The organism is Streptomyces sp. NPDC016845 (genome assembly GCF_044332585.1).
Taxonomy (GTDB): Bacteria; Actinomycetota; Actinomycetes; order Streptomycetales; family Streptomycetaceae; genus Streptomyces.
The window spans coordinates 56,020-74,703 of the sequence record NZ_JBIRPI010000009.1; the positions used below are offsets into that span (position 1 = coordinate 56,020).

The 18,684-nt window shown below is 70.4% G+C and carries 17 protein-coding genes; 11 read left to right on the top strand and 6 right to left on the bottom strand.

Annotated features, from left to right (window positions below; all coding sequences use genetic code 11):
- Positions 1-5: 5 nt before the first annotated feature.
- The 5 genes from ACH4RC_RS22655 to ACH4RC_RS22675 all read left to right on the top strand — a co-directional run bounded on the left by ACH4RC_RS22655 (position 6) and on the right by ACH4RC_RS22675 (position 4,815).
- A complete protein-coding gene (locus ACH4RC_RS22655) occupies positions 6-1,739 on the top strand; it encodes an ATP-binding protein (RefSeq protein ID WP_398203723.1) in 1,734 nt (577 codons plus the stop codon).
- Positions 1,736-2,143 (top strand): roadblock/LC7 domain-containing protein, encoded by a 408-nt coding sequence (locus ACH4RC_RS22660; protein WP_394435407.1) that lies wholly within the window; start codon positions 1,736-1,738, stop codon positions 2,141-2,143. The genes ACH4RC_RS22655 and ACH4RC_RS22660 overlap by 4 nt, the downstream gene beginning before the upstream one ends.
- Entirely contained in the window at positions 2,140-2,598 is a 459-nt protein-coding gene (locus ACH4RC_RS22665; protein WP_398203726.1) for a DUF742 domain-containing protein, read from the top strand. Before ACH4RC_RS22660 ends, ACH4RC_RS22665 begins: the two co-directional genes overlap by 4 nt.
- Entirely contained in the window at positions 2,579-3,229 is a 651-nt protein-coding gene (locus ACH4RC_RS22670; RefSeq protein WP_398203729.1) for a GTP-binding protein, read from the top strand. Before ACH4RC_RS22665 ends, ACH4RC_RS22670 begins: the two co-directional genes overlap by 20 nt.
- A gap of 80 nt (positions 3,230-3,309) precedes the next feature.
- The gene (locus tag ACH4RC_RS22675; protein ID WP_398203731.1) at positions 3,310-4,815 is read left to right on the top strand and encodes a cytochrome P450; all 1,506 of its coding nucleotides are present in this window, start codon (positions 3,310-3,312) and stop codon (positions 4,813-4,815) included.
- Here the strand turns inward: ACH4RC_RS22675 and ACH4RC_RS22680 are convergent.
- From ACH4RC_RS22680 to ACH4RC_RS22690, 3 genes are all read right to left on the bottom strand, one after another.
- Positions 4,809-5,753, bottom strand: a complete 945-nt coding sequence (locus ACH4RC_RS22680) for a pseudouridine synthase (protein ID WP_398203734.1) — start codon at positions 5,751-5,753, stop codon at positions 4,809-4,811. The genes ACH4RC_RS22675 and ACH4RC_RS22680 overlap by 7 nt on opposite strands.
- 228 nt (positions 5,754-5,981) lie before the next feature.
- Positions 5,982-6,821, bottom strand: coding sequence for a siderophore-interacting protein (locus ACH4RC_RS22685; RefSeq protein ID WP_398203737.1), 840 nt, complete (start codon positions 6,819-6,821; stop codon positions 5,982-5,984).
- A 46-nt stretch (positions 6,822-6,867) separates the two neighbouring features.
- Positions 6,868-7,809 (bottom strand): 5'-3' exonuclease H3TH domain-containing protein, encoded by a 942-nt coding sequence (locus tag ACH4RC_RS22690; RefSeq protein WP_398204179.1) that lies wholly within the window; start codon positions 7,807-7,809, stop codon positions 6,868-6,870.
- Between the two features lie 242 nt (positions 7,810-8,051).
- On the opposite strand from ACH4RC_RS22690, the gene ACH4RC_RS22695 reads away from it, so the two are divergent.
- The 4 genes from ACH4RC_RS22695 to ACH4RC_RS22710 all read left to right on the top strand — a co-directional run bounded on the left by ACH4RC_RS22695 (position 8,052) and on the right by ACH4RC_RS22710 (position 13,287).
- On the top strand, positions 8,052-9,173 hold the full coding sequence (locus tag ACH4RC_RS22695) for a glycine betaine/L-proline ABC transporter ATP-binding protein (protein WP_398203739.1): 1,122 nt from the start codon (positions 8,052-8,054) through the stop codon (positions 9,171-9,173).
- Positions 9,166-11,775 carry an ABC transporter permease/substrate binding protein gene (locus tag ACH4RC_RS22700; protein ID WP_398203742.1) on the top strand — a complete coding sequence of 870 codons (2,610 nt, stop codon included), beginning with the start codon at positions 9,166-9,168 and terminating at the stop codon, positions 11,773-11,775. The genes ACH4RC_RS22695 and ACH4RC_RS22700 overlap by 8 nt, the downstream gene beginning before the upstream one ends.
- Positions 11,776-11,985: 210 nt before the next feature.
- Positions 11,986-12,558 (top strand): helix-turn-helix domain-containing protein, encoded by a 573-nt coding sequence (locus ACH4RC_RS22705; protein WP_398203745.1) that lies wholly within the window; start codon positions 11,986-11,988, stop codon positions 12,556-12,558.
- 9 nt (positions 12,559-12,567) lie between these two features.
- On the top strand, positions 12,568-13,287 hold the full coding sequence (locus ACH4RC_RS22710) for a helical backbone metal receptor (RefSeq protein ID WP_398203748.1): 720 nt from the start codon (positions 12,568-12,570) through the stop codon (positions 13,285-13,287).
- A gap of 1 nt (position 13,288) precedes the next feature.
- On the opposite strand, the gene ACH4RC_RS22715 is transcribed toward ACH4RC_RS22710, so the two are convergent.
- A complete protein-coding gene (locus ACH4RC_RS22715; protein WP_398204182.1) occupies positions 13,289-14,419 on the bottom strand; it encodes a TDT family transporter in 1,131 nt (376 codons plus the stop codon).
- Between the two features lie 70 nt (positions 14,420-14,489).
- Here ACH4RC_RS22715 and ACH4RC_RS22720 point away from each other — a divergent pair, with 70 nt between their 5' ends.
- Positions 14,490-15,437, top strand: a complete 948-nt coding sequence (locus ACH4RC_RS22720) for a LysR family transcriptional regulator (protein WP_398203751.1) — start codon at positions 14,490-14,492, stop codon at positions 15,435-15,437.
- Positions 15,438-15,617: 180 nt separating this feature from the next.
- Here the strand turns inward: ACH4RC_RS22720 and ACH4RC_RS22725 are convergent, their stop codons facing one another.
- Entirely contained in the window at positions 15,618-16,313 is a 696-nt protein-coding gene (locus ACH4RC_RS22725) for a gamma-glutamyl-gamma-aminobutyrate hydrolase family protein (protein WP_398203754.1), read from the bottom strand.
- Between the two features lie 166 nt (positions 16,314-16,479).
- Positions 16,480-17,205, bottom strand: coding sequence for a FadR/GntR family transcriptional regulator (locus tag ACH4RC_RS22730; RefSeq protein WP_398203758.1), 726 nt, complete (start codon positions 17,203-17,205; stop codon positions 16,480-16,482).
- A gap of 104 nt (positions 17,206-17,309) precedes the next feature.
- Here ACH4RC_RS22730 and ACH4RC_RS22735 point away from each other — a divergent pair, with 104 nt between their 5' ends.
- Complete coding sequence (locus tag ACH4RC_RS22735) at positions 17,310-18,668, top strand: glutamine synthetase family protein (protein ID WP_398203761.1); 1,359 nt, start codon at positions 17,310-17,312, stop codon at positions 18,666-18,668.
- Positions 18,669-18,684: the final 16 nt, after the last annotated feature.

An 18,684-nucleotide genomic window follows, 5' to 3' on the forward strand; every position in this document is an offset into this window, starting at 1 on the left:
CATACATGGTGAGTGTTCAATCGCCTCCCGGTGGCCAAGACGTCCCCTACACACGCGTCCTCCTGCTCCCCGCCATGATCATGGCCGCCGCCACCGGAGCGGCCGTCGGCCTGGTCCCACAGCCCGCCCGCCTCGCCGTCGCCCTGTGCGGCACGCTCGGCACGCTCCTGGTCATCGCCGTCGCGGCCGAGGCCGTCCGGCGCGGCCGCCTCCTCAAGGGGGTGCGCGCCCAGTACGCGCACCACGTCGCCGACCTGGAGGGGCAGCTCGACGCCAAGGAGCGCAGGACGCTGCGCATCGCCAAGGAAGCCCTGCCGGCCGCCCTGTACCGCATGCACACCGGCGACAACGCCAAGGACGCCGTCCGCCACACCTGCGACGCCGACCCCGCCTTCCGCGACGCCACCCCGGGCGAGCGCGAACTGCTGCGCATGGCCCTCAAGGAGATCGACCTCGAGGAGTCGATGCGCGACGCCGCGCAGCGCGCCTTCGTCTCCATCGCCCGTCGCGTCCAGGCCATCGTCCACAAACAGGCCCAGGAACTGCGCGAGATGGAGGAGGACCACGGCCGCAACCCCGAGGTCTTCGACGACCTCCTGCGCATCGACCACGGCACCGCCCTGATCGGCCGCCTCGCCGACTCCGTCACCGTCCTCGGCAACGCCAGGCCCGGCCGTCAGTGGCCGCAGCCCGTCCGTCTCTACAGCGTGCTGCGCGGCGCCATGTCCCGCATCCTCGAGTACCCGCGCATCGACCTGAAGTCCATCTGTGACGTGGCCATCAGGGGCGTCTCCGTGGAACCCCTCATCCACGCCTGCGCCGAACTCCTCGACAACGCCACCCGTTACTCGCCGCCGCAGACCAAGGTGCACGTCACCGCCGTCGAGGTGCAGACCGGCATCGCCATCGAGATCGAGGACGGCGGCGTCAGCCTCAGCGAGGAGCAGCGCCTGCGGGCCGAGCGCATGCTCGACAAGGCCAAGGCCGGCATCGACCTCAACGACCTCGGCGAGAACCCGCGCCTCGGCCTCGCCATCGTCGGCCGGCTCTGCTCCATGTACAACATGGACATCTCCCTGCGGCAGTCCGCGTACGGCGGCGTCCGCGCCGTCCTCGTCGTCCCGCGCGACATGATGAGCACCGGGCCCGCGCCCGGCCTCGCCCACGGCATCGGCGCCTCCGCCGTACCGCGCGTCGACCACAACGGCGTACCGATCAAGGAAGAGCCGCGGCTCAAGAAGACGCGGCGGCCCACGACGGGCCCGCGCCACTCCGCCCCCGTCGTGCCCGCGATGGAGGACGACGTACCCGTGGTCACCGAATGGCGGCCCAACGGGCTGCCGCAGCGCCGCAGGAAGGTCGACACGAAGATCGTCGACGCGCAGATCATCGTGACGCCGCGCCATCCGGATCTGCCGGGATCCGGCCCGGCCTCCGACTTCACCGGCACCGGCGGGCCGGCCGGTGGCTCCGGTCCCCAGTCGTGGGGGGAGCCGTCCGGAGCGTACGGGGACCCGACGGGGTCGTACGGAAGTCCGTCCTCGGCGTACGGCGAGCCGGAGGCCGAGGAGCGGCCGCAGCCCGAACCCGGTCTCTGGGTCGAGGCGTTCATGAACGGGCTCAAGCCCGATGATTCCGGCGGTTCCGGCGGTTCCGGGGAGCACGGCAAGTCCGCTCCCGACGGGGCCGGCACCACCGACGCGCACACCAAGCAGGCCGACGAGGGAGACCGCCAGTGATCCAGCAACGCGCCAACTTCGACTGGATGCTCAAGGAGCTCGCCGACGGCGTGCCCAACGTGCGCCAGGTCGTGGTGCTCTCCGCGGACGGTCTGCGCATCGCCCGGTACGGCGGCGACCCCGACGGCGCCGACCGGATCGCCGCCGCCTGCGCCGGACTCCAGTCCCTCGCCTCCGCCGTCGCCTCCGAGATCCCGGAGTCCAACGGCAAGATGAACATGGTCATCATCGAGGTCGACGGCGGCTTCTTCTATCTGATGGCCGCGGGCAAGGGCGCCTACCTCGCCGTCCTCGCCGATCCGTACGTCGACGCCGGTCTCGTCAGCCACCAGATGCGCGACCTCGTCATCCGCATCGGCGCCCACCTCACCAGCCCGCCCCGACGCAACGGGCAGACCGTATGAGTCCGCGCTCCCACGAGCCTGCCTTCAGCGACGAAGGAGCGCCGCCGCCCCGGCGCGAGCGCCGGTTCGCCAAGGACGGCGAGGGCCCCGCTCCGGAACAGCGGGACCCCAAAGCGCCCAAGGACCCCAGGGACCCCGAGCGGCTCTATGTGATCACCGGCGGCACCGACGGCACCGACCGTGCGACGCTCGACCTCGTCACCCTCATCGTCGCCCGCGCCGACCCTCCCGCCGCCGCGCCCCCCGAACAGACCGCCGTCCTGCGCATGTGCCGGACGCCGCTGTCCACGGCCGAGATCTCGGCCTACCTCAATCTGCCCTTCAGCGTGGTCACCGTGCTGCTCGGTGAGCTCCTCGCGGCCGAACTGGTCCACTCCCGCGCCCCGGTCATCCGGAGCAACGTCGCGGACCGTTCCCTCCTCGAAGCGGTGATGCATGGACTACAGAAGCTCTGACCCCGTCGGCGCCGCGGACCTGACCACCGGGGGGCTGCACATTCCCGGCCCGCGCGCCGAGGACCGGATGCCCGACACCGTCTCCTCCGCCGTGAAGATCGTCATCGTGGGCGGGTTCGGCGTCGGCAAGACCACCATGGTCGGCTCCGTCAGCGAGATCCGGCCGCTCACCACCGAAGAGACCATGACGCAGGCCGGGATCGGCGTCGACGACAACTATGGTTCCGACACGAAGACCGCCACCACCGTGGCCATGGACTTCGGCCGGATCAGCATCACCGAGGAGCTCGTCCTCTACCTCTTCGGCACCCCCGGCCAGGAACGCTTCTGGTTCCTGTGGAACGGGCTGTTCGAGGGCGCCCTCGGTGCCGTCGTCCTCATCGACACCCGGCGCCTCGAAGTCAGCTTCGACGTCATCGGGCGGCTCGAGGAGCGCGGCGTCCCCTTCGTCATCGCCAACAACGCCTTTCCCGACGGGCCCAGTTACCCCGTCGACGAACTGCGCGTCGCCCTCGATCTCGACCCCCAGGTGCCGATCGTCGAGTGCGACGCCCGGCGCCGCGCCTCCAGCCGCGACGTCCTTCTCACCCTCATGCGGTATCTGCACGAGATGGCGTTGCAGCACGTCTGAGGACCCCACCACGCAGTTCGGGGCCCCCGCAATCGGCTTTGCCTCCCACAACCGTTCGCCTCACCACCGGAGCGATCACCGTGACGCCTCCCCCCTCCTCGTCCTCCCAGGCCTTCGGGTTCGATCCGCTGCAGGATCCCCTGGGCGGGCCGCCACCAGGGTGTCCCGCCCACGCCCTCGGGCCCGACGGCGCCCGCCGGCTCTACGGGCCCGAGGCCGAGGCCGACCTCCCCGCCGTCTACGAGAAGCTCCGCGCCGAGCACGGCTCCGTCGCCCCCGCGCTCATCCACGACGACGTACGCGTCTGGGCCGTCCTCGGCCACGGCGAGAACCTCCACATGGTCCGCACCACCTCCCAGTACAACCGCGACGCCCGCGGCTGGACCGCCCTCAAGAACGGCACCGTCAAACCCACCCACCCCCTCGCCCCCGTCTTCAGCTGGCAGCCCATCTGCTCCATGGCCGAGGGCGCCGAACACCTCCGGCTGCGCGGCGCCGTCACCTACGCCCTCGAAGTCGTCGACCACCGCAGCCTGCGCCGCGCCGTCAACAAGGCCTGCCAGGAGATCATCAACCGGTTCTGCGAGCGCGGCTCCTGCGACATCGTCAGCGAGTACGCCGAACATCTGCCGATGATGACCCTGCTCGACGTCTTCGGTGCCTCCGAGGCCTACAGCGAGCGGTTCGTCCAAGCCGCCCGCGACATGATCAAAGGCACCGAGACGGCCATCGCCAGCAACGAATACATCATGGGCATCCTCATGGAGCTCACCGTCCGGCGCCGGGCCGCCCCCGAGGACGACTTCATCAGCCGCCTCGTCACCGCGCCCGCCGCTCTCAGCGACGACGAGGTCGGCCAGAACCTGCGGCTCGTCCTCATCGCCGCCTACGAGGCCACCGCCAACCTCATCGCCAACGTCCTGCGCACCGTCCTCACCGACCCGCGCTTCCGCGCCCAGCTCAACGGCGGGCAGATGACCGTCCCCGAAGCCGTCGAGCAGTCCCTCTGGGACGAGCCGCCCTTCAGCGCCATGGTCGCCTACTACGCCAAGGTCGACACCCGGCTCGGCGAGCAGCACGTCCGCGCCGGTGACGCCCTCATCTTCGGCATCGCGCCGGGCAACGTCGACCCCGCCGTGCGGCCCGATCCGACCCTGCACATGCAGGGCAACCGGTCCCACCTCGCCTTCGGGGGCGGGCCCCACGAATGCCCCGGGCAGGACATCGGGCGCGCCATCGCCGACATCGGGGTCGACGCGTTCCTCATGCGCCTGCCCGATGCCGAACTCTCCGTCGACGAGGAGCAGTTGCGGTGGCGGTCCACCATTCTGTCGCAGCATCTCGTCGCGCTGCCCGTGTCGTTCACGGCCCGCGCGCAGCAGGACGTCGTCGCCCGGCCGAGCATGGTGCCGCCGCCCCGGCCCGGGTGGCGGGTGTCCTCCGGTTCGAGCGAGGCCGCCGCTCCCGCCGAGGCCGTCTCCGAGCCCATCGTCGTCCCGCCGTCGCCGTCGGTGCCTCCGGCCGGTGGCGGGGCGCCCCCGGCCGGGGCCTGGCAGCGTCTCCTGCGGTGGTGGCGCGGCTACTGAGACCAGGTCTCGTACGACTCCCAGGCCTCCAGCTGCCGGTCGCTCACGAAACGGTGTTCCCGGTTCGTCACCGGGTCACTGAACTCCAGTGTGCGTGCCAGCAGTTGGAGCGGTCTGCGGTAGTCGTCCGGGGCGGTGGGCTCCGCGACGCGGGGGTAGAGCGGGTCGCCCAGGATCGGTGTGCCCAGGGAGTTCATATGGACGCGCAGTTGGTGGGTCCGGCCTGTACGGGGGGTCAGGTGGTACAGGCCCAGGGCGCCCTTGACGGCCTCCAGGTCGATTCCGGTCTCCGCGTTGGGGGCCGCGTCCGGGATTTCCTGTGCTGTCAGTACGCCCCTTTGTTTTTCGATTCTGCTGTGGATCGTCAGGGGGTAGGGCCTTGTGCTGCTTCTCGCTACCGCCTCGTAGGTCTTGGTGACCTTTCGGTCCCGGAACAGGGTTTGGTACTTCCCTCTGTCCTCCGGGCGTACCACGAAGAGCACCAGACCCGCGGTCAGGCGGTCCAGGCGGTGGGCCGGGCTCAGGGTTTCCATGCCTGTTTCCCTGCGCAGGCGGACCAGCGCCGTTTCCTTGATGTGGCTGCCGCGCGGTGTCGTCGCCAGGAAATGCGGCTTGTCCGCTACGAGGATGTGGGCGTCGCGGTACACGATGTTCAGCTCGAACGGGACCGCGGGTTCCGGGGTGACGTCCCTGTGGAACCAGACATGGGTGCCCGGGGTGTACGGCGTGGTGCGGGTGACCGGGGTGCCGGTCGCGTCCACGATCTGGCCCGTCTCGAGCATCGCGTCGATCCTGGCCGTGCCCGCGGGGGTCAGGCGGGCGATCAAGTGGTCCCTTGTCGTCGCCCAGGCGCCGTCCGCGGGCAGCCGTACGCGTACCGCGTCGATGCCGTCGCGTTGGGGGAGCGGGGAGGGTGGCGTGCGCCTGCGGTGTCTCATCTCGGGGTCAGCGTACGCAGGGAAGGGAGGGTGGCCGTCCGGGGTCCGGTCAGCGGCTTTCCGTCGTCTCCGACAGGTGTCGGAGCGGGCACGGTGCTGCTCGGGGCATGTCCGTGCTCGCCGTCTTGATGGCGTCGCCCGTTGCGTCGGGTCTGTCACCGCGCGCCGCTGTGCTGCGCGCGGACCTACCCCGGCCGGCCCTCCCTTCTCGTACGTGTCCGAACGCCGTCAGGGCCGCGGCGTCTCCTGCTCCGCCTCGACCTGGGCGTTCCAGTCGCGCTTCGACGCCTGCCAGCCGTCCTCGTTGTGGCCGAGCCGCCAGTAGCCGGAGATCGACAGGTCCTCGCGCGGGATCTGGCGGTCGATCCGCAGATGGCGGCGCAGCTCCTTCACGAAGCCCGCCTCGCCGTGCACGAAGGCTTGCGGCCTGCCCTCGGGGAAGTCCAGTTCGGTGACTGCCTTGATCAGGGCCTGGCCCACCGGGCGGCCCTGGCGGTGCAGCCAGGTGATCTCCGCCTGGGTGTCGATCTTCTGCTCTTCCTCGGGGCTCTCGATCTCCACGAAGACGTGGGCCTTCGCGCCCTGCGGCAGCGCCTCCAGGGCCGCCGCGACCGCGGGCAGCGCGCTCTCGTCGCCGACCAGGAGGTGCCAGTCCGCCTCGGCGTCCGGGGCGTAGGCGCCGCCCGGGCCCATGAAGTGGATCGTCTCGCCGGGCTTGACGTTCGCCGCCCAGGGGCCGGCCAGGCCCTCGTCGCCGTGGACCACGAAGTCGAGCGTCAGCTCGCGGGCGTGGGGGTTCCAGGCTCGTACCGTGTAGGTGCGGGTCACCGGCCACTGGTCGCGCGGCAGCTCTTCCCGGATGCGTTCCATGTCGAACGGCTCCGGGAGGGTCGCTCCCTTGGGCGCGAAGAGCAGCTTCACGTAGTGATCCGTGTATTCGAGCTCCGGGAGGTCCGCCAGTCCCTCGCCGCCCAATACCACTCGCTGCATGTGCGGCGTCAGTCGCTCGGTGCGCACGACCTGCGCCGAGCGGGCCTTACGGGGCTTGCGTGCGGGACGCTCGGCCATGTGTCGTCTCCCTCGATACTTAGTTAGGTAAGCCTAAGCTAGCATTTCAGGAGGAGAGAGTGGTGAGCAGGCGGTGCAAAGAACCGCCCAAGCCCCAGCGTGACCCCAAGTGGTCGAGGAGTTCGGGGTCGCGGGGTTGGCGGGGGAGCGCGGTGGTGGTCGTGGGGAGCTTCACGTCTGTTGCCACCTGTACCACCTTCGGGGCCACCTCCAGGTAGCCGTGTGCTTCTGTCAGGCGCTTGCGCTGGGCCGGTGTGAGTTTCGTGGCCGGGTCGTTCGCCGCCTCGATGATGCCGGTGAGCGTTCCGTACTGGGCCAGGAGCTTCGCCGCCGTCTTCTCGCCGATGCCGGGGACTCCGGGGAGGCCGTCGCTCGGGTCGCCGCGCAGCGTCGCCATGTCCGCGTAGCCCGAACCGTCCACCCCGTACTTCTCCCTCAGGAGCGCCTCGTCCGTGATCTGGAGGGTCCCTACCCCCTTGAGGGGGTACAGGACGCGGCGCTGCTTCGCGTCGTCCACCAGTTGGTAGAGGTCTCTGTCGCCCGTGACGATGTCGACCGGGGTGGTGGCCCGGGCGGTGTACGTGCCGATCACGTCGTCCGCCTCGTAGCCCTCCACGCCCACCCTCGCGATGCCCACCGCGTCCAGGACCGCCTCGATGATCGGCACCTGCGGCGAGAGCGTGTCCGGGATCTCCTCCGCGTCCGGGGTTCCGGCCGGCTTCTCCTCGGCCACCCGGTGGGCCTTGTAGGAGGGGATGAGGTCCACGCGCCACTGCGGGCGCCAGTCCGCGTCCATGCACGCCACCAGGTCCGTGGGGCGGTGGTCCTGGACGAGGCGGGCGATGAAATCGAGCAGCCCGCGCACCGCGTTCACCGGGGTGCCGTCCGGGGCCTTCACGGAGTCCGGGACTCCGAAGTACGCCCGGAAATACAGGGACGCGGTGTCTAGCAGCATCAGGCGCTGGGTTTTCTGGGTCACGCTCCGCATCATGCCGTACCGCACTGACAGTGACCGTGTGTGCCGTATCCGTGCGATTTCGATGACTGTGTGTGGGCTGGACCACTCTTTTGTTTGGTGTGCATAAGTTCGGGCAGGCGCCGCCACGGAGCGGACCCGGTCGCACGTTCAACTATTGAACGGTCGGCCGGACGACACGGGCAGACCCCGTACCGCACCACGGCCCGCCGGCGGGGGAGGCGGGCCGTCTTGGTTCGACCCGAGAGGTGTATGTGTCCAGGCTTGAAGCCGAAGACCTGTACAAGGTGTTCGGCAGACGACCCGATGAGGCGGTGGAGAAACTCCGCCGCGGAGCCGACCGTGAGGAACTGCGGGCCGACGGAACGACGGCGGCTGTGATCGACGCTTCCTTCACGGTCGAGCCCGGCCAGATCTTCGTCGTCATGGGTCTCTCGGGGTCCGGTAAGTCCACGCTTCTGCGGATGTTGAACGGGCTCCTCGAGCCTACGGCGGGACACGTCCGCTTCGACGGCGACGACCTCACCGAGCTGTCCCCGCGCGAGCTGCGCGAGGTCCGCTCCAAGAAGATCAGCATGGTCTTCCAGCACTTCGCCCTCTTCCCGCACCGCTCCGTCCTGGAGAACGCGGCCTACGGGCTCGAGGTGCAGGGCGTGGCGCGCGCCGAGCGCGAGAAGCGGGCCACCGAGGCCCTGCGTCTGGCGGGCCTCGAAGGGTGGGAGAAGTCCTTCCCCGACGAGCTGTCCGGTGGTATGCAGCAGCGTGTCGGTCTGGCGCGTGCGCTCGCGACCGATGCCGATCTGCTTCTGATGGACGAGTCGTTCAGCGCGCTCGACCCGCTGATCCGGCGCGACATGCAGGATCAGCTGCTCGATCTGCAGAAGACGCTCAAGAAGACGATCGTCTTCATCACGCATGACCTCAACGAGGCCATGCGGCTCGGTGATCGCATCGCCGTCATGCGCGATGGCCGTATCGTCCAGATCGGGGCCGCCGAGGACATTCTCGTCACTCCGGCCGACGACTACGTCGCCTCCTTCACGCAGGACGTCGACCGGTCGCGGGTGCTGACCGCGGGCGCCATCATGGGCACCCCCGCGGAGGGGTACCGGGCTTCCGACGCCCCGGCCGAGGTCGCCGAGGACACTCCGATCATCGAGCTGTTCACGCCCTGCTCCACCAGTGACATACCCGTCGCCGTCATAGGTGAGGACGGGAGTGTCGTCGGTGTCGTGCCGCGGGAGCGGTTGCTCGCCGTGCTCGGTGAGCCCATGAAGTCCGTCGAGAACAATCACCGCGAAGAGTCGCGGGACGCCGTTCCCGCCCCTCGCGGCGAAGGTGACGGTCCGGTCGAGAAGGTGAATGCCGGTGCCTAGGATTCCCTTCGGTGACTGGGTCAACGATGTGGTCGAGTGGCTGCTCAACCACATGGCCTGGCTCTTCGACTTCCTCAAGACCTGCTTCGACGGCGTCTACACGGGCATCAGCGATGTCCTGCAGGCGCCCGAGCCGCTGCTGCTCGTGGGCATCTTCGCCGTCATCGCCTTCTGGCTGCGCGGCACCCTGGCGGCCGTGCTGACCTTCGTCGGGCTGTGGTTCATCGACAACCTCGAGTTGTGGGACCACGCCATGCAGACCCTGTCGCTGGTCCTGGTCTCGACGCTCATCGCGCTCGTCATCGGCGTGCCGCTCGGTATCTGGGCCGCTCGGTCCAACCGGGTGAGCGGGGTGTTCCGGCCCGTTCTCGACCTCATGCAGACGCTGCCGGCGATGGTCTATCTGATCCCGGCCATCCTGTTCTTCGGCTCCGGCGCCCCCGCCGGCATCGTCGCCACCCTCATCTTCGCGGTGCCGCCGGGCGTCCGTATGACCGAGCTGGGCATCCGCCAGGTCGACAAGGAGCTGGTCGAGGCCGCCGACGCGTTCGGTACGAAGCCCAGCAACACCCTGCTGCGGGTGCAGCTGCCGCTCGCGCTGCCGACGATCATGGCCGGTGTCAACCAGGTCATCATGCTGGGCCTGTCCATGGCCGCCATCGCGGGCATGGTCGGCACCGAGGGTCTCGGTGCCGACGTCAACGAGGCCATCGGTCAGCTGAACGTCGGTCTGGGCGCCGAGTCCGGTATCGCCATCGTCATCCTGGCCATCTACCTCGACCGCATGACCAGCTCGCTCGGTCAGCAGGTCTCCCCGCTCGGCCGCCGCGCGCTCGCCAAGCTGCGCGCCGCGCACGGGCTGCAGATCTGGTCCTACCGGCCCCGGCCCGTGGTCGCCGTCGTGGGTGTGGTCGTGCTCGCGCTCGTCGCGGGCGGCATGGGGATCTTCGGTGGGTCCTCCACCTCGACCGCCTCCGACGACGGTACGAACGTCGGGCAGGGCAAGAAGCTCACCATCGGGTACATCCCCTGGGACGAGGGCGTCGCCTCCACCTACCTGTGGAAGGAGATCCTCGAGCAGCGCGGGTTCGAGGTCGAGGCCAAGCAGTTCGACGCCGGGCCGCTCTACACCTCGCTCGCCCAGGGCAGCGTCGACTTCGAGACCGACTCCTGGCTGCCGACCACGCACGCGCAGTACTGGAAGAAGTACGGCAAGGACCTCGAGGACCTCGGCGCCTGGTACGACGAGACGTCCCTGGAGCTGGCGGTGCCCGCCTACATGGACGGCATCGACTCCCTCGCCGACCTCAAGGGCAAGGGCGCCGAGTTCGGTGGCAAGATCACCGGCATCGAGGCCAGCGCCGGTGAGACCGGGCTGCTCAAGAGCAAGGTGCTCAAGGCGTACGGCCTCGACAAGGAGTACCGGGTCGTCGACAGCTCCACGCCGGCGATGCTGGCCGAGCTGAAGCGCGCGTACGCCAAGAAGAAGCCGATCGTCGTGCCGCTGTGGTCCCCGCACTGGGCGTACAACGACTACAAGCTGAAGAAGCTCGAGGACCCGAAGGGTGTCTGGGGCAAGGGCGACGGCGTGCACTCGCTGGCCCGCAAGGGCTTCGGCGGTGACAACCCCGAGGTCGCCAAGTGGCTCAAGGACTTCAAGATGAGCGAGAAGCAGCTCACGAGTCTCGAGGCCGAGATCAACAAGGCGGGCAAGGGCAAGCAGCAGGACGCCGTCAAGGCGTGGCTGAAGGCCAACCCGGGCGTCGTCGACAAGCTCGCCCCTGTCGAGAAGAAGGACAGCGGCAGCGACTCCAAGGACCCCGTGAACGTCGCCTGGTTCCCCTGGGACGAGGACGTCGCTGTCACGTACCTGTGGAAGAACGTCCTGGAGAGGCGCGGCTACAAGCTCAACCTGAAGCAGATGGACGTGGGCCCGGTCTACACCGGTCTCGCCAGCGGTGACCTCGACGTCAACTTCGACGCCTGGCTGCCGCACGCCCAGAGCAACTACTGGAACAAGAGCAAGGACAAGCTGGTCGACCTGGGCAGCTGGTACAGCCCGACCTCGCTCGAAGTAGCCGTCCCGTCGTACGTCAAGGGCGTCAAGTCCCTCGCGGACCTCAAGGGCAAGGCGGACACCTTCGACGGCCGGATCATCGGCATCGAGCCGGGCACCGGCGAGATGAACCTCCTGAAGAAGGACGTGCTCCCCGGCTATGGCCTCGACAAGGAGTACAAGGTCGTCGACGGCTCCACGCCCGCCATGCTGGCCGAGCTCAAGCGCGCCTACACCAAGAAGGAGCCGGTCGCCGTCGTGCTCTGGTCGCCGCACTGGGCGTACAGCGAGTACGAACTGACCAAGCTGGCCGACCCGAAGAAGAAGTTCGGCGAGGGCAACACGATCCGCACCATCGCCAACAAGGAGTTCCCCGGCGAGTACCCGCAGCTCACGAAGTGGTTCAAGAACTTCAAGATGAGCGAGGACGAGCTGGGCAGCCTCGAGGCCGAGATCAAGAAGCGCGGTCAGGGCCAGGAGGAGAAGGCCGTCTCCGCGTGGCTCGAGACGCACCAGGACGTCGAGAAGCGGATGACCGCTTCCTGACGGCCGGCACCCCTCGCGGGTGAACGGGTGAACGAAAGGGTGGGTTCCGCCGTAGCAGAGGCTGCGGGGGGACCCACCTTCCGTTCGTTCCGTGACCCGGGGCGTCCTGATCGTGACCCACCGCTTACCGCGCTCGCATGAAACCGCCGGACGAACATGCGTAGGGTGCATTCAAACGAGCAGAGCAATGCGGTGGGAGGGAGCGGACCCATGGACGAGCACAAGGAGACACTGCGCGTGGGCGCGGCTGTCCGGCGCCGGCGCCGGACGCTCGAACTGACCCTCTCCGCCGTCGCCGAGCGCAGCGGCCTGTCCGTGCCCTTCCTCAGCCAGGTGGAGAACGAGCGGGCCCGGCCCAGCCAGCGCTCCCTGGAGAAGGTCGCCGACGCCCTCGGCACCACCGCCGTCGAACTCCTCGCCGCCGCCGATCCCGCCCGCACCGTCGACCTCGTACGCGCCGACGACACGAGCGTCGAGGACGGCAAGGACCCCGTCGTACGGTCCCTCGTGCGCGGGCACCATCAGATGCACGCCCAGGAGTTCGTGGGGGACCATGATCCGGGGCGCGAGTTCCAGCTCCGCAATGACGTCCTCATGCATGTCAGCGAAGGCGCCGTCGAGGTCGAGGCCGAGGGGCGCGCCTACCGGCTCGTGCGCGGCGACACCTTGTACCTGACCGGTGGCGTACGGCACCGGTGGCGGGCGACCGTGGCCGAGGCGCGGGTCCTCGTGGTGGCGGTCGCCGAGCACATCGACGCGGTCGACGAGCCCGGTCCGAAGTAGCCGCCCGTCGTGCGGGTGGTGTCCCTGGTCCCGTCGCTGACCGAAGCCGTCGCGGTGTCTTCGCCGGGCGTCCTGGTGGGGGCCACCGACTGGTGCGGTCATCCCGCGGGGCTCGATGTCGCTCGTGTCGGTGGCACCAAGAATCCTGATGTGCCGGCCGTCCTTGCCCTCCGTCCCGATCTTGTCCTCGCCAACGAGGAGGAGAATCGGCGGCCGGATCTGGAGGCTCTGCGCGCCGCCGGGGTCGAGGTGCTTGTCACTGTCGTGCGTGAACTGGACGACGCCTGGGGGGAGTTGGAGCGCCTTCTGGTTGCCTGTGGGGTCCGTTCACGGCCGCGCTGGCTCGATGAGGCCGAGGGCGCGTGGTCGGCGGTTGTCCCCCGCGAGCCGCCGGTGCGGGGTGTCGTGCCCATCTGGCGGCGGCCCTGGATGGTGCTCGGGCGCGACACCTTCGCCGGTGATCTGCTCGCCCGGCTCGGCGTCGAGAACGTCTACGCCGGTCATGCCGAGCGGTATCCGCGAATCCCGCTCGATGAGCTGCGCGTTGTCGGGGCGGATGTCGTGGTGCTGCCCGATGAGCCGTACCGGTTCACCGCCGATGACGGGCCCGAGGCGTTCGGTGTTCCCGCCGCGCTCGTCAGCGGGCGCCATCTGACCTGGTACGGGCCCTCGCTGGGGGAGGCGGTGCGGGTGCTCTCCGCCGGCCTGCGCGCCGCGTACGGGCGGTGAGTCAGGCCCGTACCGGGGTGGGCGGTGCCGGCAGGCGGCCGTTCAGTACCCCTCGTGTCGTGTGCAGCGCCGCCACCGCCCAGGCCGCCACCAGGACCACGTAGAGCGCCACGGCGAGTACGTCGAAGACCGGCAGGCCCGTGTGGGCGGCCAGGCCCTCCGCGCCCGTCACGCAGGTGCCGACCGGGAACGTGAACGCCCACCACGTCATCGAGAAGCGCATGCCGCCGCGGAGCGCCCGCGCCACCATGGCCACGGCGAGGGCCAGCCACAGGAGGGCGAAGCCCGTCACGGGGACGCCGTAGAGGATCGCGAACGCCGTGAAGCCGTCGGCGTAGGAGGCGGGGAGGACGCCGGGCGCCGCGTCCGCGAACTTGTTCGCCGCCGTCGTCGACTGGCCCAGCGGGCCCAGGACCAGGAAGAGCGCCGGGGTCAGGGCCAGGGGGAGCGGGCCCGTCGTCACCAGGCGGGCGAAGATCAGCGGCAGCATGACGAGGGTCGCCAGCAGGCTCATGCCGAACATCGCGTAGCAGGCGAGGAGCAGGGTCTGCTGCCATGCGCCGGGGGGCAGGTGGGGCAGGAGCAGTGGGCCGAGCGCGGCGGACACCATGGGCGCCACGACCGGCAGCAACCATACGGGCGAGGCCTCGCCCGGCTCGATACGGTGCCTCGCCACCATCAGGTACGGGACCGCCACCGCCGCTGTCAGGCCGGTCAGCGTGCCGACTGTGAACAGCACCGTGTCGATCGCGAGTGCCGCTTCCGCGCCGATCCAGTCCTGCCCCACGAGCATCGTGCCGCCGCCGACCGCGAGGAGCGCCATCGGCAGGCAGCCGTAGAACGGGGCCGTCGCCGGGTCGAGCAGGTGTGCCCGTGCCTGGTCGCGGTGGTGGGTCCAGTGCAGGGCCCTCGCGGTGAGCACGGCCAGGAGTGCGGCGAAGGAGAGCGCCCAGATCGCCGCGCACGCCGTTCGCAGGCCGGGGAAGCTCAGCGGCAGGGTCGCGCCCGCGTTGGCGACGATGGCGGTGCCCATGACCGCGGCGTACCAGTTCGGGCCCAGGTGGCGGACGGTGGCCCAGCGGGCTGCCGAGACGGCGGTGGGGGCGGGCGCGGGGTGGGCGGCGGTGAGCATGTAGTCACCGTCGCGTGCGGGCACCGGGCCCACCAGGGACGTTGTCACTATGGGGGCATAAGCTGCCTTTATGAGCAGCAAGGAGCGCAGCGAGTCCACGGACCCGACGCAGCCGCCGCCGGGGATGCTCGCGCATCGCGTCCCGGACCTCGGCGCCCTCGAGCTCCTGCTGGCCGTGGCCCGGCTCGGGAGTCTCGGGGCCGCCGCGCGCGAGCTCGGCATCACGCAGCCCGCCGCCAGCAGCCGGATCCGGTCGATGGAGCGGCAGCTCGGCCTCGCCCTCGTCGACCGTTCGCCGCGCGGGTCCCGGCTCACCGCGACGGGCGCCCTGGTCACCGACTGGGCGCGGCGCGTCGTGGAGGCGGCCGAGGAGTTCGACGCCGGGGCGCAGGCGCTGCGCGACCGGCGGGACTCGCGGCTGCGGGTCGCCGCCAGCATGACGATCGCCGAGTATCTGCTGCCGCGCTGGCTGATCGCGCTGCGGGCGGCCCGGCCCGACACCGCGGTGTCGTTGCTCGCCGGCAACTCCGCGGCGGTCGCCGAGCGGTTGCTCGCGGGCGAGGCGGATCTGGGGTTCGTGGAGGGGCTCTCGGTTCCGGCGGGGCTCGACGCGACCGTCATCGCACATGATCATTTGATTGTCGTGGCCGCGCCCAGCCATCCCTGGGTCCGGCGGCGCCGGCCGCTCGCGGCGGAGGAGCTTGCCGCTACGCCGCTCATTCTGCGGGAGGAGGGGTCCGGGACCCGGCAGGTGCTCGACGCGGCGCTCGGTGGGCTTGCCCGGCCGCTCATCGAGTTGTCCTCGACCACCGCGGTCAAGGCGGCCGCGGTCAGTGGGGCCGGGCCCTCCGTGCTGAGTGAGCTGGCCGTGGGGGAGGAGCTGTCCGCGCGGCGGCTCGTCCGGATTCCGTTGGAGGGGGCGCCTCCGCTTGCGCGGGATCTGCGGGCGGTGTGGCCCTCGGGGCATCTTCCGGTGGGGCCGGCCAGGGATTTGCTGGGGCTTACGCGGTCCGCTTGAGCGGCATTCAGGTGGCGGGCATTTAGGTGGCGGGCATTTAGGTGGCGGGCATTCAGGTGGCGGGCGGGGTCCGGGGCTCGGGTCACGGGGCTCTGCCCCGGGCCCCGCTCCTCAATCGCCGGAGGGGCTTGGTTTGGGCGGGCGGGCTTGGTTTGGTTCGAGGGGGTTGTTCGGTCTCGGTCAGAAACCGTGCGGGGCCGACGCCGCCCGTACCAGGCCCTTCGTCACCCGTGCGTCCTCGCCCATTTCCGGGTGCCACTGCACGCCCATGACCCATGTCATGCCGGGCAGCTCCACCGCCTCGACCGTGCCGTCCGCCGCGTAGGCCGAGGCGACCAGGCCCCGGCCCAGGCGGTCGACCGCCTGGTGGTGGTAGGTCGGGACCTCCGACGGATCCGGCACCAGGTCGCCGTAGCGGGTGCCGGGGACCGGGGTCACGGTGTGGCGGCCGAACGTGCCGACCTCCTTCACATGGCCGTCCAGGTGCTGCGTCAGCGTCCCGCCGAGCGCCACGTTCAGGAGCTGCATGCCCCGGCAGACCCCGAGCAGCGGGGTGCCGGAAGTCATCGCGGCGCGGATCAGGGCCAGCTCCCAGGTGTCGCGCTCCGTCGCGGCCGGGCCCGTACGCGGGTCGCGCTCGGCGCCGTAGCGGTCGGGGTCCACGTCGGGGCCGCCCGCGACGATCACGCCGTCGAGCCGCGCCACCACCGACGGGGCCTGGGCGGCGGCGTCGGGCGGCAGCATGACGGCGATGCCGCCCGAGCTCTGTACCAGTTGCGGGTAGCCGGCCGGGAGCAGCGCCGCGGGCAGCTCCCACACGCCCCACCGGGTCTGCTTCTCCAGATAGGTGCTGATGCCTATCAGCGGCCTCACCATGGTGCCGTGCTCCCCAACCTCGGTCGTGCTTCGTGCGGTGCGGTCCTCTCCGGCCCGGCCGGCCTCGCAGCGTACGAGATCGTGGCTCCCCTTACAGCGGCGTTCAGCATGCGGGCACCCCGCCGGGCCGAGGGGCGAGTACCAATGGGACAGAGCCAGACCTTTGTCAGGTCAAGAAGCCGCGCAGCAGCGCCGCCGTGCCGCCGCAGTGCTCACGCGTCATCTCCCGCGCGCCGTCCGCGTCCCCGTCGAGCACCGCCTCCACCAGCGCGGTGTGCTGGCGCTGGGAGTGCTCCAGGTTCCGTACGAGCAGGGGGATGCAGTCGAGGAGGTCGTTGACCGTGGCGCGGACCGCCGCGTACCGGGCGGCGAGGGACGGGGAGCCGCACAGTCCGGCGAGGGTGAGGTGGAAAAGGGTGTCCTGGCGGCGGTAGTCCGCGAGCGGCGCGTCATGCGTGGCGGCGAGCGCCGTGCGCAGCCGCGCGGCCCCTTCGTCGTCGAGGGCGTGCGCCGCGCACAGCCCTGCCGCGCCCACCTCCAGGACCTCCCTGAAGCGCAGGACGTCCTCGATGTCGACGCCCTTGACGCGGCGCCGCAGCTCGTCCTCGCCGGCCGCGCCGGAGCGCCGTAGGACGAATGTGCCGCCGTAGCGTCCGCGCCGCGACTCCACCAGGCCCTGCTCCTGCAGGACCTTCAGGACCTCGCGCAAGGTGACCCGGCTGATGCCGAGGCGGTCCGCCAACTCCCGCTCCGACGGCAGCCGTTCGCCGCCCGGGACGAGCCCGAGCCGGACGACCTGGAGTATCTGCTCGAGCGCCTCCTCGAACCCGTTGCCCGCCCGGACCGGGCGCAGCACCGTCCCGAGGCCGCCCTCGCCGCCCGTGTGCGCCATACGGACCGGTCCCCTTCCCAAGCAATGGTCTGCCGCAATACCTTATGGCTCCCGGCCGACCCGGGGGACCCCCAAGGCCCCCGGGATCCAAGGAGGTTTCTTCCGTGGCAGACCGCACATCCCCGCTCGGCGTGGAAGAACTGCACGCCCTCGTCGCGGGCGGCGAGATCGACACCGTCGTGCTCGCCTTCCCCGACATGCAGGGGCGGCTCCAGGGCAAGCGGTTCGCCGCCCGCTTCTTCCTCGACGAAGTCCTGCACCACGGCACCGAGGGCTGCAACTACCTGCTCGCCGTCGACGCCGAGATGAACACCGTCGACGGCTACGCCATGTCGTCCTGGGACCGCGGCTACGGCGACTTCGCCATGCGCCCCGACCTCTCCACCCTGCGCCGCATCCCCTGGCACCCGGGCACCGCCCTGCTCATCGCCGACCTCGCCTGGGAGGACGGCTCGCCCGTCGTCGCCGCGCCCCGGCAGATCCTGCGCCGCCAGCTCGGCCGTCTCGCCGAGCACGGCCTGCGTGCCCAGGCCGGTACCGAGCTGGAGTTCATCGTCTTCAAGGACACCTACGAGCAGGCCTGGGACGCGAACTACCGCGGCCTGACCCCGGCCAACCAGTACAACATCGACTACTCCGTCCTCGGCACCGGCCGTATCGAGCCCCTCCTGCGCCGCATCCGCAACGAGATGGCGGGCGCGGGCCTCACCGTCGAGTCCGCCAAGGGCGAGTGCAACCCGGGCCAGCACGAGATCGCCTTCCGCTACGACGAGGCCCTCACCACCTGCGACCAGCACGCCATCTACAAGACGGGCGCCAAGGAGATCGCCGCGCAGGAAGGCGCCTCGCTCACCTTCATGGCCAAGTACAACGAGCGCGAGGGCAACTCCTGCCACATCCACCTCTCGCTCACCGACGAGGACGGTACGAGCGTGATGGCGGGCCCGGACGGGATGTCCGCGACCATGCGCCACTTCCTGGCCGGACAGCTCGCCGCCCTGCGCGACTTCTCCCTCCTCTACGCCCCGCACATCAACTCCTACAAGCGGTTCCAGCCGGGTTCGTTCGCCCCGACCGCCGTCGCCTGGGGCCACGACAACCGCACTTGCGCCCTGCGCGTCGTCGGCCACGGCCCCTCGCTCCGCTTCGAGAACCGGCTCCCCGGCGGCGACGTCAACCCGCACCTCGCCGTCGCGGGCCTCGTCGCGGCCGGTCTGTACGGCATCGAGCACAAGCTCGGCCTCCCCGAACCCTGCGCGGGCAACGCCTACGACGCCGGGTACGAGCACGTCCCCACCACCCTGCGCGAGGCCGCCGAGCTCTGGGAGAACAGCCCCATCGCCGTGGCCGCCTTCGGCGACGAGGTCGTCGCCCACTACCGCAACATGGCCCGGGTCGAGACCGATGCCTTCGACGCCGCGGTGACCGACTGGGAGCTGCGCCGCTCCTTCGAACGCATGTGAGGATCGCCCCGTTGTC